Annotated in this window: 12 protein-coding genes; 5 read left to right on the top strand and 7 right to left on the bottom strand. The window is 43.6% G+C overall.

From position 1 onward, the window contains the following. Positions 1-68: 68 nt before the first annotated feature. The 7 genes from AAW31_RS16775 to gyrA form a co-directional block, all read right to left on the bottom strand. The gene (locus tag AAW31_RS16775) at positions 69-2,816 is read right to left on the bottom strand and encodes a M16 family metallopeptidase (protein ID WP_052752322.1); all 2,748 of its coding nucleotides are present in this window, start codon (positions 2,814-2,816) and stop codon (positions 69-71) included. Positions 2,817-2,957: 141 nt separating this feature from the next. After that, positions 2,958-3,839, bottom strand: coding sequence for a prephenate dehydrogenase (locus AAW31_RS16770; RefSeq protein WP_046851121.1), 882 nt, complete (start codon positions 3,837-3,839; stop codon positions 2,958-2,960). Between the two features lie 54 nt (positions 3,840-3,893). Next, entirely contained in the window at positions 3,894-5,012 is a 1,119-nt protein-coding gene (gene hisC, locus AAW31_RS16765; protein ID WP_046851120.1) for a histidinol-phosphate transaminase, read from the bottom strand. 51 nt (positions 5,013-5,063) lie between these two features. After that, positions 5,064-6,131 carry a prephenate dehydratase gene (gene pheA / locus AAW31_RS16760; protein WP_046851119.1) on the bottom strand — a complete coding sequence of 356 codons (1,068 nt, stop codon included), beginning with the start codon at positions 6,129-6,131 and terminating at the stop codon, positions 5,064-5,066. 12 nt (positions 6,132-6,143) lie between these two features. Beyond that, positions 6,144-7,352 (bottom strand): 3-phosphoglycerate dehydrogenase family protein, encoded by a 1,209-nt coding sequence (locus AAW31_RS16755; RefSeq protein ID WP_046851118.1) that lies wholly within the window; start codon positions 7,350-7,352, stop codon positions 6,144-6,146. Beyond that, entirely contained in the window at positions 7,345-8,448 is a 1,104-nt protein-coding gene (gene serC / locus AAW31_RS16750) for a 3-phosphoserine/phosphohydroxythreonine transaminase (protein ID WP_046851117.1), read from the bottom strand. The genes AAW31_RS16755 and serC overlap by 8 nt, the downstream gene beginning before the upstream one ends. A 63-nt stretch (positions 8,449-8,511) precedes the next feature. Continuing rightward, entirely contained in the window at positions 8,512-11,058 is a 2,547-nt protein-coding gene (gene gyrA, locus AAW31_RS16745) for a DNA gyrase subunit A (RefSeq protein ID WP_046851116.1), read from the bottom strand. Between the two features lie 449 nt (positions 11,059-11,507). Here gyrA and AAW31_RS16740 point away from each other — a divergent pair, with 449 nt between their 5' ends. From AAW31_RS16740 to rpsG, 5 genes are all read left to right on the top strand, one after another. Next, positions 11,508-12,725, top strand: a complete 1,218-nt coding sequence (locus AAW31_RS16740; protein WP_187426915.1) for an aspartate aminotransferase family protein — start codon at positions 11,508-11,510, stop codon at positions 12,723-12,725. A 12-nt stretch (positions 12,726-12,737) separates the two neighbouring features. Beyond that, positions 12,738-13,661: an ornithine carbamoyltransferase gene (gene argF, locus AAW31_RS16735; protein ID WP_046851114.1), complete on the top strand. Its 924-nt coding sequence runs from the start codon at positions 12,738-12,740 to the stop codon at positions 13,659-13,661. A gap of 42 nt (positions 13,662-13,703) precedes the next feature. Next, positions 13,704-14,927: an argininosuccinate synthase gene (locus AAW31_RS16730; protein ID WP_046851113.1), complete on the top strand. Its 1,224-nt coding sequence runs from the start codon at positions 13,704-13,706 to the stop codon at positions 14,925-14,927. A gap of 412 nt (positions 14,928-15,339) precedes the next feature. Then, positions 15,340-15,717, top strand: a complete 378-nt coding sequence (gene rpsL, locus AAW31_RS16725; protein WP_046851112.1) for a 30S ribosomal protein S12 — start codon at positions 15,340-15,342, stop codon at positions 15,715-15,717. A 78-nt stretch (positions 15,718-15,795) separates the two neighbouring features. Continuing rightward, positions 15,796-16,266, top strand: coding sequence for a 30S ribosomal protein S7 (gene rpsG / locus AAW31_RS16720; protein ID WP_046851111.1), 471 nt, complete (start codon positions 15,796-15,798; stop codon positions 16,264-16,266). Positions 16,267-16,322 lie beyond the last annotated feature (56 nt).

Raw genomic sequence — 16,322 nt, 5'->3', positions numbered from 1 at the left:
GTATTTCCTGGCTGGGGCTCCGAGTGTCTGTTTTATTATTCCTTCATAACGATTGAGATCGTTTGGAGTTATTGTGAAGCAGTAGCGGTAGTGATTTTGGAAAAGTCACCCGCTTTTATAATTGTCAGCTTGTTGAAATCGAGATGGTTGCGTAGTGCCGCGAGAATTGATTCTGGAGTGAGCGCAGCGATGTTGGTTTCAAACTCGATATCCCATTGCATGGTGCGTTTGCGAGTCAGGTAATTAGCCAGACGTTCAGCAAGTGCTTTGTCTTGCCCGCGGGCGATGCGTCGTGCTTGCAGATAACCAGCCTTAGCTGTCTCAACTTCTTCTTTAGTAAAACCATCTTTCATGATGCGCTCCAGTTCTTCCTTCATGGCTGACTCAATTCGTGCACGGTTTTCTGGCGCGTAAATGGCATATATACTGAATTCGCCTTGTTCCTCAAAAGCGCTGGCTGAGAGACTCGATGCAACATTGTAGGACAAGCCTTCTTGTTCGCGGATGCGGCGCCATAGCCTTGAGTCGGCCGAACCACCAAGAAGATAGTTGCCTATAATCAAAGCAGGATAATCAGGATGATTATCACGCAACTTTAGATTCATACCAGCTTGAAATACAGCATTGGCCTTATCAGGTGTTTCAATATCATGATTGATGGGTGTAATGTCTTGATAGAGCACAGGAATACGCTTATAGGGGTGTGGATTATTCCAGTTGCTGAAAAGCTGTTGCAAGAGTTGGGCTACTTCTTCCGGCTCAAAATCACCCACGATAGAAAATTCACTGTCTGACGCACCGAATAGCTCACTGTGACATTGCTTTACTTCGTCAAGAGTCAATGCATTGATGCGTACAATACGCTCTTCTAATGTAGGTGTATAGTGCCAGTGCGAAGCAGGGTAAGGGGCAAGATGACGCTCTATGACCAAGCTTGCCTGGGCGCTGGGTTCACTTCGCTTGCTTTCTATGGATGACAGCATAGCAAGTTTTAGCTGTTCAAACTCTTTTTCAGGGAAAGTCGGCTCACGCAATACTTCGGCAACCAGTCTTAGTGTATTGGGTAGGTTGGCACGGACAGTTTCGATGGAAACACCTTCAATATCAACCTTGACCTGTGCTTTAAGTTTGTCGAATGCATCACGTAATGCTTCACGAGTATGGTGTTTCGTACCGCGCATTAACATCGAGCTAGCAATGTTACACGCGGTGGAACGATTTTGCGTACTTTCTTCATCCCCCCAATGAAGTAAAAGTGATGCTACGACGGTACTGCCGCGGGTTTTCTTGGGTACCATCGCGAGCTTCATGCCTCCAGGCAGGATAGTACGAATGATCCTTGCTTCAATATTTTCAGGCGTGGGATCAAAGGCTTCTCCAGTGCTAACGCTGGGATCACCGCGATACCCTTCAAGCATACGGGCTATATTGGGGGTTGCTGGTATCTCGGCACGATCAGGGGCCGAAGTCGGTATAAATAAACCCAGTGTGCGGTTGCTTGGTTTGAAATAGCTATTGGCGGCACGCTGTACCTCATCAAGTGAGGCTTGCTTGATGCGATCACGATGCAGGAACAGTAACCTCCAATCACCCATGGCAATGAATTCAGTGAGCGTGATGGACAATTTGCGTGTATCGGCAAGTAGTTGCTCAATCTCATTTAGTAAGCGAGTACGAGCACGCTCAAGCTCTTCGGCAGTAATCGGGTGATCAGTGAGCGATTCAACGGTATCGATCAGAACATCACGTGCAGTATCCAGCGGCATGTCGGGTCGTAGATTTGCGCTGAAAAAAGCATAACCGGCTTCGCGCAACTGTCGATCAAAACCTAGAATAGTGCTTGCATGTTTAGGCTCTACTAACGCTTTGTGTAATCTACCGCCAGGAACTTCTCTGAGGATGGTGACGAGTAGATCAATCGCAGCATATTCAGGATGTGCTCCAGAAGGAAGATGGTAAAGCGTGGCAGCAATCTGGGTATCCCCCACGCGACGTAACTTAACCATGCGTTCACCGTCTTGCGTTGGCTCGACCGTATAAGTTTTTTGCAATTGACGTGTCGGACGTGGAAGAGGGCCAAAATGACGCGCCACCATTTTCAATGCTTCAGCCTCCTCGAATTTTCCGGCAATTACAAGCACAGCATTATCTGGCTGATAGTAGTGGCGATAGAAAGCCTGTAATCGCTCAATCGGTACATTTTCGATATCTGAGCGTGAACCAATGATCGAGCGGCCATAATTATGCCAAGAATAAGCTGCTGAAGTCATGCGGTCAGATAGCACACTGAAGGAACTGTTTTCACCAGCTTCGAATTCGTTGCGCACCACGGTCATTTCGCTATCGAGATCCGATTTTGCAACCCGTGAATTGACCATGCGATCCGCTTCCAGGCGGAGCGCCCAGTCAAGATTATCCGCACTGGCGGTAAAGGTTTCAAAATAATTAGTGCGGTCATAGGAAGTGGTACCGTTCCAACGGGCACCACGCTTGGTAAATTCATTTTTGATGTCAGAAAATTGCTCAGTTCCTTTGAATAACAGGTGTTCGAGCAGATGCGCCATTCCTGCTTCGCCATAACCTTCATCACGGGAACCAACGAGGTAAACTACATTGACTGTAATCGAATCAAGTGAGTTATCCGGAGCAAGCAGTAGGCGCAACCCATTGGTAAGCTGATATTCAGAGATACCTTCGACTGTCGTAATTTTTGTTAAACCAGCAGGGATTTCCACATTGGGTTGCTGAGCGTTAATTTCCTTAAAGCAAGTAAGTGATAAGGCAAAAGCGATAAATGTAATCAGATGTCGATGCATAGGGGTTTTTATTCTTGAATTAAGATTAATAAACGATTAAAGGACTGCCTTTTCAGCAGGAAGTTCGATCAAGCTGCCTATTTTTATATTTGCAGAGTAAGCTTGCAGGAGAGTGACTCCATAGTGCAGTTGCCTGGAAAGCTAATCGCTTTTTAGCCATTGTTGCCGTGTTTGGCGAGCATTCGCAAATGCCTTTTCGAGTGCTTCTCCATCGTTATTTGCTAGAATAGTGCGCACATTGGTTAGCTCATTCTGATAAGCATCAATTTGTTTAAGTAACCATTCTTGGTTAGCTAGACAGATGTCGCGCCACATTTCCGGCGAACTGCTGGCAATGCGGGTGCAATCACGAAAACTGCTGCCTGCAAAGCGCAATATTTCTTCTAGTTTATCTTCTACGTGGGTGCGAACATGATTCATGAGCGTAAACGCTAGAATGTGTGGCAAGTGGCTGATAATGGCAAGTATCCGATCGTGCTGATCTGCAGCCATGCAAGAGATTTTTGCACCACAATGCTGCCAGAGTGTTGAGACTAGTTTAATTGCCTGGTCATCATTTTCTGCCAAAGGGGTGATGATCAGATGCTTGTCGCAGAACAAATGAGTACTGGCAGCTTCAGCGCCACTGAATTCAGTTCCGGCTATGGGATGACAAGGAACGAAGTGAGTGAGATGTCGAGCAAGATGCGTGCGCGCAGCCAATATTACATCTTGTTTGGTACTTCCCACATCAGAGACAATGGTGCTAGACCCCAGAAAAGGAGCAATCTGAGCCATGATGTTGCTGGTTTGACCTACGGGCATGGCAAGCAGGACAAAATCAGCGTCTTTCAGTGCAGATATTGGGTTACTCGCTACTTCATCAATGATGCCCAGCTCAAGCGCACGCTGCAAATTTTTCTGGCTGCGTCCGATACCAACGATGTGCTTGACCATGCCTGCCTGACGCAATGCCAGCGCAAAGGAGCCTCCAATCAAACCGACGCCAATGACAATAAGCTTCTGAAGGAGAGGAGAGGCCATGGGTGCGTATCTTTAGGTGGACTTTAGGATGATCGTCATTACGGATAGGGATCTTCAGAGAGAGGTTTTCAATACTTGTTCCAAAGCATGCAGGAATTTCTCATTCTCAGATTCCAGTCCAATGGTAACTCGTAAATGATGAGGCATGTCGTAAACACCGAGTGGGCGTACGATAACGCCTTGCTCAAGCAAGCTTTGGTAGGTTTTAATAGTATTGGTGGCATCCCCTCTCACGCGGAAGCTGATGAAATTTCCATAGGAAGGGATATATTCCACCCCCAATTGGCGCAGGCCATTGGTAATCTGCAGCATGCCCGCCCGGTTGAGTGTATAGGAACGTTTGACAAATTCGGTATCTTGTAATGCAGCGAGCGCTCCGACTAATCCAATACTATTGACATTGAACGGTTGGCGGATGCGGTTCATTAAATCAGCTAAATCAGGATGAGCCAGCGCAAATCCTACCCGAATGCCTGCTAGGCCATAGGCTTTTGAAAAGGTGCGGGTAATTAATAGATTGGAAAATTTTCTTAACCACGAAATACTATTGGCTTTATTAGCTTCAGGCAGATATTCATCGTAGGCTTCGTCTAAAATGACCAAGACGTCCGGTGAAATCCGCTCAAGAAAGCGTAATAGATCATCAGCATCGCAGAGCGTACCTGTGGGATTATTGGGATTAGCGATAAAGACAATACGTGTTTCTGGTGTGATGGCATTGAGCATGGCAACTAGATCATGACCATAAAGCCTGGCAGGAACGGCTATACCATGCGCTCCTAGTGCCTGTGCCAGCAATGGATAAATTGCAAAAGCATGTTGTGAATAAACCGCTGAAGCACCTGGTTTCAGAAAAATACGAGCAGCGAGTTCCAGCACATCATTCGAGCCATTCCCGAGTACAATTTGATCGACATTGACGCCATAGTGTTTTGATAAAGCATTTTTTAGCTCAAAACCACTTCCATCAGGGTATCGGGCAATTTCCTGGAGTGCGTTAGTCATTGCCTCGATAGCCAATGGGCTGGTTCCGAGCGGATTCTCGTTAGAAGCAAGTTTAATAACACCATATTTTTCCAGGCCAAGCTCTCGTACCAGTTCGGAAATGGGTTTCCCTGGCTGATAAGGGTGGATAGCTCGGATACATTCTGGTGCAAGTTCACAAAGTTTCATAAAAACAAAATTGAAATAAAAAATTACTAGGATCAGGAATAGATCAAATTATTACACGGAAGGATATGAGCCAAGTATTTTAAGGAAAGTCGCTTTGTTGCGAATTTCCTCAAGCGCTTTTGCAACATTGCCATCTTGTTGATGGCCTTCTATATCGATAAAGAATACATATTCCCAGAGCCCTCTACGGGAAGGCCGGGATTCGAGCCGGCTCATACTAACTTGATAACGAGCAAAGGGGGCTAATAGTTCATGGATGGCGCCAGGTCGGTTGCTTGTCGACGTGACAATGGAAGTTTTATCTTTGCCAGAGGCAGAAACTTGCTGTGTGCCAATCACTAGAAATCGAGTAGTATTGTTAGGATCATCTTCAATATTTTTGGCGCAGATGGTAAGACCAAACACGTCAGCAGCTTTTTTTCCCGCAATAGCGGCCGCATTTTTATCTGCTGCAGCCATGCGAGCTGCATCAGCATTGCTTGCGGTATCAATGCGTGCTATGGCTTGCAAATTGGGTAAATGTTTGTTCAGCCAACCAAGGCATTGCGCAAATGATTGTGGGTGGGAGTAAATTTTTTGAATAACTGTTAGATCCGTTTGTTGCGCTAACAAACACTGATGGACTGGCAATTCTATTTCACCACATACAGTGAGTGAGGTTTGTAATAACAAATCCATAGTCCGTCCGACAGCACCTTCTGTAGAGTTTTCCACAGGGACAACACCATAGCTAGCAGTACCTGATTCTACCTTGCGAAAAACATCATCAATCGAATTGCAGGCTAGAGCTGCCACGGTGCTGCCAAACCGCTTGGTTACAGCTTCTTCAGAAAAAGTTCCTTGAGGGCCAAGATAAGCAATAGTCAAAGGCTCTTCCATCGCCCGGCAAGCCGATATGATTTCTATGAACAATTGTGTGATATGCTCATTGGTGAGTGGCCCGCGATTTAACTGCTGTAGACGTGCCAATACCTGAGATTCGCGCTCAGGACGGTAGGTTACACCGTTCTTCTGATGCCCGATTTGTTGTGCTAACTCAGCACGCATATTGATGAGTCTGAGTAATTCGCTATCAATCGTATCGATTCTATCTCGCAACTGTTTGAGTTGTTCAGTCATGGGAAATCAATATTAGTCTGAATTTTCTGCCAGGATGGGCAAATAACGTACCAGTAAGGCGCCCGTGATTCTAGAAAGATCATCAATCACATTTTCTGATACTGGACTGTCTATATCTACCAAAGTATAGGCCATTTCACCACGAGACTTGTTGGTCATATTATGTATATTCAGTCCCGCATTAGCCATGCAAGTTGATATTTGACCCAAAAGATTGGGAACATTTGCGTTGGCAATTGCAACCCGGTAAGGTGATCCTCGTTCCATCACTACATCCGGAAAATTAACCGTATTAATAATATTGCCGTGTTGTAGATAATCCATCAATTGATTAACAACCATTATCGCACAGTTTTCTTCCGCTTCCTGAGTGGATGCGCCCAGGTGAGGTAATGTAATGATTGCTTCATGATGCTGTAATTTTTGACTTGGAAAATCACATACATAGTATTTAATCTTACCATTCGTGATGCCAGCGAGCACTGCATCTTCATCAGCAATTGCATCACGGGAAAAATTAAGAAGTATGGTGTCTCGTTTTAAATAGCTTATCATCTCATCATTGATGAGATGATAAGTAGAATCCATTAAAGGCACGTGCAACGAAATAAAATCACTGTGGCGCAACAGATCTTCGATACTGTGGGCTTTTTGTACCTCTGAAGAGAGACTCCAGGCTGATTCAACAGTAATTTTTGGATCATACCCCAATACTTTCATGCCAAGCTTAATGGCAGCATCTGCTACAAGCCGTCCAATTTTACCTAAACCAATGATGCCAAGCGTCCGTTTGGGCAATTCTACTCCCAAGAATTTTTTTTTGTGATCTTCAACCTGCTTGTGCAAAACTTTATCATCACCTTGCAAACTTTCCACAAAACGAAATGCAGGAATCAGATTGCGTGCTGCTATTAACATACTGGCTAATACCAATTCTTTGACTGCATTAGCATTAGCACCAGGTGTATTAAATACTGGAACACCACGGCAATTCATTTCGTTAACAGGAATATTATTGGTACCAGCGCCGGCTCGCCCAATTGCGATAACGCTTTTCGGTATATCCATGTTCAGCATATTGTGCGAACGTACCAAAATGGCATCGGGATGAGTTAAATCACTACCGATATGGTAATGATCTGAGGGAAAACGCTTCAACCCAACTGCTGAAATTTGATTAAACGTGAGGATATTAAAAATTCTTTGCGTCTGGTCAACCATAGATCTTCTCAAATTCTTTCATGAAAGAAACCAGCGCCATGACGCCTTCATAGGGCATGGCATTATAGATGGAAGCACGCATTCCACCCACAGAACGGTGGCCTTTTAACTGGAGTAATCCCTGCGCCTTGGCTTGCTTTAGAAATTCATTATCCAGTGCAGCATCTTTCAGTGTAAACGGAATATTCATCCGTGACCGGTCAGGTCTAGCAACAGGGCATTGATAGAAATCACTAGCATCAATGAAATCATAAAGCAATTTGGATTTAGAGATATTGATCGTCTCCATTGCTATTAATCCCCCCTTTTGTTTCAGCCACTCAAGCACAAGACCCATGATATAAATTGGGTAGGTAGGGGGTGTGTTATACATGGAGTGATGCTCTACATGAGTTTTATAATGATACATGGTTGGAGTACCATTTAGCGGCCTACTTAGTAAGTCCTCACGTACGATAACAACTACAAGCCCAGCTGGACCGATATTTTTCTGAGCGCCAGCATAAATGAGCCCAAACGGTGTGACATCTAGCGGTCGTGACAAAATATTGGAAGACATATCCGCTATCAGGGGAATATCAGCTCTCCCACCTTTTACTTGTGTGAGATCGGGTATCCAGTTGAACTCCACTCCGCCAATGGTTTCGTTGGGTGTGTAATGAACATAAGCACTGTCAGGGTCAATTTCCCATTTATCGAGTGTAGGGACATAGGTAAAATGCGCATCTTCTGCTGAAGCAGTGAGATGAACCGTGCAATATTTTTTTGCTTCATCAATAGATTTTTGTGACCATTGACCTGTGTTAACGTAATCAGCTTTCTTTTTTTCATGCAGAAGGTTCATTGGCACCATGGCAAATTGACTGGACGCCCCCCCTTGAAGAAAAAGTATCTTGTAATGATCAGGGATGTTCGCGAGTTCGCGTAAATCTCTTTCGGCTTTGGCAGCGATGGACATGAATTCCTCACCGCGATGACTCATCTCCATGACAGACATGCCGCTGCCATGCCAATCCAGCATTTCATCACGAGCTTGTACGAGTACTTCTTTGGGCAATACAGCTGGTCCGGCACTAAAGTTATAGGTTGTGTTCATCGGTGGATTTCTGAATTATTTCAATTTAAATCTGCGGTTTCTCAATTTCAAAGGAGGTTGATCCTATGTTTCATCAGTTTCAATCACTCTTTCGAGTCCAGCAAGCTTTTCTCCCTGATCTAGGTTAATGAGTGTAACACCCTGAGTAGCACGCCCCATTTCACGAATTTCATTGACACGGGTTCGAATCAATACACCCCCTGTTGTGATCAGCATGATTTCATCATCTGATTTGACGAGTTGTGCTGCTACCACTTTGCCATTACGTGCGCCCGTGTTGATTGCAATCATGCCCTGGGTGCCACGGTTATGGCGAGTATATTCGCTGATCGGAGTACGTTTGCCGTATCCATTTTCGGTTGCCGTCAAGACAGCTAATTCCTCGTTCTCAGCGACAAGCATTGAAATAACTTTGTGGCCAGCACCGAGCTTCATTCCGCGCACACCACGCGCACTGCGCCCCATTGCTCGAACATCATTTTCGTCGAAACGCATGGCCTTGCCGTTGTCCGAAAACAGCATGACGTCATGTTTTCCTTCGGTTAATGCGACACCGATGAGATAATCATCTTTATCGAGATCGATTGCAATAATTCCATTATTGCGTGGCCGTGAGAATTCAGACAGGGGTGTTTTTTTAACAGTGCCGAAAGCAGTCGCCATAAAAATATAACGGTTGTCATCGAATATTTTTACCGGTAATACTGCGTTGATTTTTTCATCCTTTTCCAACTGTAGCAGATTATTTATGGGTTTTCCTCGAGAAGATCGACTACCCTGAGGGACATTGTAAACCTTAACCCAATATACGCGCCCTAGGCTAGAAAAACACAGTATATAATCATGGGTGTTGGCGATGAACATATTATCAATGAAATCATCTTCTTTAGTCGTTATCGCTAATTTTCCACGACCACCACGTTTTTGAGCTCGATAATCATCCATCAGCTGTGATTTGATGTAACCCGCATGCGACAATGTAATGACGACATCGGCTGGTGCAATCAAATCTTCTGTGTTTAAATTTTGGGTATCAATAACGATTTCACTGCGACGTTTATCCCCAAATTGCTGCTTTATACTGGCGAGTTCTTCCGAAATAATAGCAGTAATTCGCAGGGGATTAGCAAGAATATCCAGAAGATCAATGATTTTATCAATGATCTGTCTATATTCATCAGTAATTTTATTTTGTTCTAAGCCGGTAAGGCGTTGAAGGCGAAGATCCAGGATGGCCTGGGCTTGTGTATCAGACAGGCGATAACCTTGATCGAATAAACCAAATTCAGCTGCTAATCCCTCTGGACGAAAAGCTTGTGCATCGATCATTGCTCGCGTGAGCATTTCTTCTACCAGCCGGGAGCGCCAAACTCTAGACATGATTGTTCTTTTAGCTTCGGCAGGTGTGGGTGCAGCTTTGATGAGTGCGATAATTTCATCTACATTGGATAATGCGACCGCTAAGCCCTCGAGCAAGTGTCCACGTTCACGTGCTTTCTTCAATTCAAAGCGGGTGCGGCGCGTCACTACTTCACGCCGATGACGCAGAAATGCTTCTAAAATCTGTTTTAGATTCAATAGGCGAGGTTGGCCATTTATGAGGGCTACCATGTTCATCCCGAAGGTATCTTGCATCTGAGTTTCTTTGTACAGATTATTCAAGACTACTTCTGGAATTTCGCCGCGCTTCAACTCAATGACGACACGCATGCCTGATTTATCAGATTCATCTCGTAATTCAGAAATTCCCTCGATTCTTTTATCACGTACTAATTCACCGATACGTACCAGTAAATTAGCTTTGTTTACCTGATAAGGTAATTCATCAATGATGATGCTGTGGCGATTACCTTTATCGATGTCTTCGAAATGCGTACGAGCTCGCATGATTACCCGACCTCGCCCAGTATGGTAACCATCTCTTATACCTGCTGTTCCATAAATAATGCCGGCTGTAGGGAAATCAGGTGCTTGAATATAATCCATTAACGCATCTATATTGACTTCCGGATTATTAAGTAACAAAAGACTGGCATCGATTACTTCTTGTAGATTGTGTGGCGGAATGCTGGTTGCCATGCCTACTGCAATTCCCGAAGAACCGTTGATGAGTAAATTGGGAATCTTCGCTGGAAAAATGAGTGGCTCTTGTTCAGACCCGTCATAATTAGGCCCGAAATCAACCGTATCTTTATCCAGATCGACAAGTAATTCATGCGCGATACGCGACATTCGAATTTCGGTATAACGCATGGCTGCGGCGTTATCACCATCAACCGAACCAAAGTTGCCTTGTCCATCGATTAACATATAACGTAAAGAAAAATCTTGAGCCATTCGGACAATGGTGTCATATACCGCGGTGTCACCATGTGGATGATATTTACCAATAACATCCCCTACAATACGCGCAGATTTTTTATAAGGACGGTTCCAGTCATTTGAGAGCTCATGCATGGCATACAGAACTCGCCGATGGACTGGCTTCAGTCCGTCCCGAACATCGGGTAGAGCACGTCCCACAATGACGCTCATAGCATAATCCAGATAGGAGCGTCGCATCTCTTCTTCGAGACTGATAGGTAAGGTTTCCTTTGCGAATTGGTTCATTTTGATGGGTTTTATCGAATTCGGAATTCAGCCCGCCTCATTCATTATTGATGGATTGAGCTGAAAAGTCTGATATGGCTATAAAAATTGATTTCCTGCTAAAACAGTTAGAGCATTAGTTATTATATTTTAGCATGTGATCTCTATTTATTTCTTTGTAAGCCTTGGCTGTAACTTAGCTAATGAAAGTATTAATAAATTTTGATGACAGAATAGAATATATTAAGACAGAATAGAATATATTAAATCTAGATTATTGAGCAGATTAAATTATCTTAACCATAAAAATGTTTTCATGTTAAAAATAACATAAAACCAAAAGGCCCCTTGAAAAAGCTTACTAAATAAGTAAATATAGATTGAGTATAAGGTAATTAACCAATTAACGGCGGCAAATGCCGCCGTATTGTTTTCTTTTTCTTCAAATTTAAATGCGAGAGTGTAGCGCTGTGTCAAACTTGATGAGTACTTATTTGCGACTTCCCGTAACTTTTATCAAAGGTGAGGGAGTCTGGTTATGGGACGATCGTGACGATTGTTATCTTGATGCTCTTTGCGGAATTGCTGTATGTAGTCTTGGGCACAGCCATCCTGAATTGACCAAAGCGCTGTGTAAACAGGCAGGGATGTTAATCCATACTTCAAATCTTTATCATATCGAAAAACAGGAATTGCTGGCTGGTAGATTGGCTGCTTTGTCGGGAATGGATAGAGTATTTTTTTGTAATTCAGGTGCAGAGGCAAATGAAGCTGCTATTAAATTGGCAAGATTGTATGGTCACAATAAAGGAATTGAATTACCTACTATCATCGTAATGGAACGGTCCTTTCACGGTCGCACTATGGCAACTTTGACTGCAACGGGTAATCGTAAAGCCCAAGCTGGTTTTGAACCTTTACTCGCTGGTTTCGTGCGTGTTCCCTATGATGATCTCAATGCGGTTGCTCAGATTGCTGATAACAATAAGCACGTCGTAGCAGTGTTAGTGGAAACTTACCAGGGGGAAGGTGGAGTCAATTTTCCGCAAATTAATTATCTGCAAGGTTTGCGTCAATTATGTGATCAGAATGGCTGGTTGTTGATGCTCGATGAAGTGCAATGTGGTATCGGCCGTACAGGAAAATGGTTTGCATTTCAGCATGGCGGTATCATGCCAGATGTTATGACGCTAGCAAAAGGTCTGGGCTCTGGTGTGCCTATCGGTGCTTGTATTGCAACAGGTGAGGCGGGAGAGGTATTTAAGCCTGGTAATCATGCCTCGACATTTGGAGGTAATCTATTGGCTTGTACAGCGGCGTTAACTACTTTGGATGTGATTGAAAAAGACCGTTTGATGCAAAATGCAGTACAAGTGGGTAATTTTATACGAGATCGGTTTAAGGAAAAACTTGCTCATTGGCTGAATGTGATACAAATTCGAGGTCAAGGGCTCATGCTGGGAATCGAACTCCCTGTGCCTTGTGGTGAGCTGATTAAGGAGGCGCTAAAACATCGACTATTGATTAATGTTACTTCGGAAAGAGTCGTGCGTTTGTTACCTGCTTTAATAATGAATCAAGCGGAAGCTGAGCAGGTAGTTGATATTTCTTCGGAGATTATTGATAAATTCTTGACAGGTCAAGCTGCGAATATAATCACGCGTGACCGACCTGGCTCATCAAATTAAATCAACTATTATATGCAAATCAAGCATTTTCTCAAGATTAACGATTTAACCCGTAAAGAACTTGAATATTTGTTCGAGCGAGCGCGTTGGATTAAAAATGAGTTCAAGCAATATCGACGATACTGGCCACTGACAGACCGGACTCTAGCGATGATTTTTGATAAGAATTCTACGCGAACGCGATTATCATTTGAGGCGGGGATGTATCAGCTAGGTGGAAATGTGGTTTATCTCTCAACTCGGGATACTCAACTTGGCCGTGGTGAACCTGTAGAGGATGCGGCGCAGGTAGTGTCGCGAATGGTAGATATAGTCATAATTCGTACTTATGAGCATAGTATAATTGAACGTTTCGCTGAATATTCTCGTGTTCCTGTTATCAATGGATTAACTGATGAATATCATCCTTGCCAAATTCTGGGGGATATTTTTACTTATATAGAGCATCGTGGAAATATTACCGGTAAGACAATTGCTTGGATTGGTGATTCCAATAATGTGTGTAATACATGGCTGCAGGCTGCAGAGATTTTTGATTTTAATGTTCATGTTTCAACTCCTCCCGGCTATGAGGTTGAGCCAGAGCGTGCTGGATTGTATAGTACTGATTATTATGAGGAGTTTTCTTGTCCGCATGATGCGGTAAAAAATGCTGATCTTGTCACTACTGATGTATGGACAAGTATGGGTTTCGAAGCAGAGGAAGAGGCTAGAAAAGATGCCTTCGCTGATTTTTGTGTTGATGAAGAAATGATGTCTTATGCCAAAAAGGATGCTCTATTCATGCACTGCTTACCCGCTCATCGTGGAGAAGAGGTGGCGGCCGAGGTATTGGATGGGCCGCAATCGGTAGTCTGGGATGAGGCAGAAAATCGATTGCATGCTCAGAAAGCGTTAATGGAGTATTTATTGTTGGGAAAAGTAAAAATTAACTAAGCGGATGCTTTAATTAATTTGTAGGGAAACTGTATTGTTGTTATGAATAAAATTAACAAGGTGGTTCTGGCTTTTTCGGGTGGATTGGATACTTCGGTCATATTGAAATGGTTGCAAGATGTTTATCAATGTGAGGTTGTGACGTTTACTGCTGATATCGGTCAAGGTGAAGAAATTGAGCCTGCGCGGGCAAAAGCACAAGGCTTTGGTATTAAAGAAATTTATATAGAAGATTTACGTGAAGAATTTGTTCGAGAGTATGTCTTTCCAATGTTTCGTGCAAATACTATCTATGAGGGTGAATATTTGCTCGGAACAAGCATTGCCAGACCACTCATTGCCAAGAGGCAGATAGAGATTGCTCAAGAAACGGGAGCAGATGCTGTTTCGCATGGCGCAACGGGTAAAGGAAACGATCAAGTTCGATTTGAGCTTGGTTATTATGCGTTGAAACCCAATATTCATGTCATTGCTCCGTGGCGTGAATGGGATCTCACTTCACGCGAGAAACTTTTGGAGTATGCGAAAAAGCATGGTATTCCCATTGAGATGAAGCAGCAAACTGGGTCTCCGTACAGTATGGATGCAAATCTATTGCATATTTCCTATGAAGGGCGTCTATTGGAAGATCCGGCAAAAGAGCCCGAAGAATCAATGTGGCGGTGGACAGTTGCGCCAGAGAAAGCGCCAGATGAACCAGAGTATCTTGACATAGAATTTGAGCGTGGTGATATTGTGGCGCTGAACCAAGAAAGGTTATCGCCCGCAGTTGTTCTCGCAAAGCTAAATCAGCTGGGCGGTAAACATGGAATTGGGCGTTTAGACCTGGTTGAAAACAGGTATGTCGGTATGAAGTCGCGTGGGTGCTATGAAACGCCAGGCGGTACCATCATGTTACGCGCTCATCGTGCCATTGAATCTATCACCTTGGATCGAGAAGTGGCGCATTTAAAAGATGAGCTCATGCCACGTTATGCAGCCCTTATTTATAGCGGCTATTGGTGGAGTCCTGAGAGAAAAATGCTGCAAACCATGATTGATGAATCTCAGCTTAATGTCAACGGTTGGGTGCGGGTGAAGCTTTATAAAGGCAATGTAGTAGTGGTTGGTCGTGATTCTAAAACGGATTCATTATTTGATCCGGCTGTTGCAACTTTTGAAGATGATCGCGGCGCTTATAATCAAGCAGATGCAGCAGGATTTATTAAATTGAATGCGCTTAGAATGCGAATTGCTGCGCAACTCAGAAAGTCATTTAAAAAATAAAAGAAAGCGGGTTGACATAAGAAATTAACGGATTGTTGTAGGGTAGAGATTTAAGGCCGAGTAAATAATCAAGGAAACATTGAGTCAATCGAAAGAAATGGCATTATTTAGCGGGAAATTAGGTTGCGAATTTAAATAATGGCTGAAATTCCTGCAGAATATGGGGTGTTTTTATAAATGAAAATCAGGCAATTTTTACCTTTCTACCTTGACATGAAACGATAAAACCCCTAAAATCCGCAGTCTTTTTAGCCTCCTCTTTTCGAATACAAAATACACGGTGAAGAAAAGAGAAATAGATTAAAAAGAAAAGGCAAGTCAAGAGATAGGTTAAAATAAAGTAGTTTGTCCATAACATTGAAATCGTGATGAAGAATAAGACAAGGGTTTAATTGAGAAATAAAATATTATTATGCCAACCATAAGTCAACTTGTAAGAAAACCGCGAAAAGCAAAGCGTGTAAAAAGTAAAGTGTCCGCACTAGAGGGGTGTCCGCAAAAGAGAGGTGTTTGTACGCGAGTTTATACAACGACACCTAAAAAGCCTAATTCTGCCTTGCGTAAAGTTGCGCGTGTAAGATTGACAAATGGGTTTGAAGTTGCAAGTTATATTGGTGGTGAAGGCCATAATTTGCAGGAGCATTCGGTGATATTGATTCGAGGCGGACGTGTTAAAGACTTGCCGGGTGTACGATATCATACCGTGCGCGGAAGCCTGGATACAGCTGGAGTGAAAGATCGTAAGAAAGCACGTTCTAAATATGGCTCCAAAAAACCTAAGGCATCATAAATAATTTTTCAGCGAAGTCTGTTAGTCGAAATGAGTGGAAGTCAATTAAAGTTAACTAGGATAGTTTGGGGTTTGTAAATGCCAAGACGCAGAGAAGTGCCAAAACGTGAAATATTGCCAGATCCGAAATATCATAATGTTGAGATATCAAAATTTGTTAACGTTTTGATGACAGGTGGAAAAAAATCGGTTGCAGAGCGGATAATTTATGGTGCTATGCAGCAAATCGAGAAAAAAACTGGAAAGGATCCGGTGGAGGTATTTACTCAGGCGATGGCAAATATACGGCCTATGGTTGAGGTAAAAAGCCGTCGTGTTGGTGGTGCAAATTATCAAGTCCCCGTAGAGGTAAGATCGGTACGGCGTAGCGCGCTTGCGATGCGTTGGCTGCGTGATGCTGCGCGTAAGCGTGGTGAGAAATCAATGGATGTGCGCCTGGCTGGTGAGTTAATGGAAGCCTCTGAAGGTCGTGGTGGGGCGGTCAAAAAGCGTGAAGAGGTGCACCGCATGGCAGAGTCAAATAAAGCATTTTCACATTTCCGGTTTTGATAGGGTTTTATAGAGAGTTTGGCTTTAATGAATATGCTTAATAGGGGCGTATCAGA

Source organism: Nitrosomonas communis, from assembly GCF_001007935.1.
Taxonomy (GTDB): Bacteria; Pseudomonadota; Gammaproteobacteria; order Burkholderiales; family Nitrosomonadaceae; genus Nitrosomonas; species Nitrosomonas communis.
The sequence above is the reverse complement of the archived record's forward strand: the minus strand, read 5'-3'. Positions and strand labels throughout refer to the sequence as shown.

Coding starts and splice junctions, on each gene's coding strand:
- AAW31_RS16775 (WP_052752322.1), bottom strand. CDS start 2,816: ATGCATCGACATCTGATTACATTTATCGCTTTTGCCTTATCACTTACT.
- AAW31_RS16770 (WP_046851121.1), bottom strand. CDS start 3,839: ATGGCCTCTCCTCTCCTTCAGAAGCTTATTGTCATTGGCGTCGGTTTG.
- hisC (WP_046851120.1), bottom strand. CDS start 5,012: ATGAAACTTTGTGAACTTGCACCAGAATGTATCCGAGCTATCCACCCT.
- pheA (WP_046851119.1), bottom strand. CDS start 6,131: ATGACTGAACAACTCAAACAGTTGCGAGATAGAATCGATACGATTGAT.
- AAW31_RS16755 (WP_046851118.1), bottom strand. CDS start 7,352: ATGGTTGACCAGACGCAAAGAATTTTTAATATCCTCACGTTTAATCAA.
- serC (WP_046851117.1), bottom strand. CDS start 8,448: ATGAACACAACCTATAACTTTAGTGCCGGACCAGCTGTATTGCCCAAA.
- gyrA (WP_046851116.1), bottom strand. CDS start 11,058: ATGAACCAATTCGCAAAGGAAACCTTACCTATCAGTCTCGAAGAAGAG.
- argF (WP_046851114.1), top strand. CDS start 12,738: ATGCAAATCAAGCATTTTCTCAAGATTAACGATTTAACCCGTAAAGAA.
- AAW31_RS16730 (WP_046851113.1), top strand. CDS start 13,704: ATGAATAAAATTAACAAGGTGGTTCTGGCTTTTTCGGGTGGATTGGAT.
- rpsL (WP_046851112.1), top strand. CDS start 15,340: ATGCCAACCATAAGTCAACTTGTAAGAAAACCGCGAAAAGCAAAGCGT.
- rpsG (WP_046851111.1), top strand. CDS start 15,796: ATGCCAAGACGCAGAGAAGTGCCAAAACGTGAAATATTGCCAGATCCG.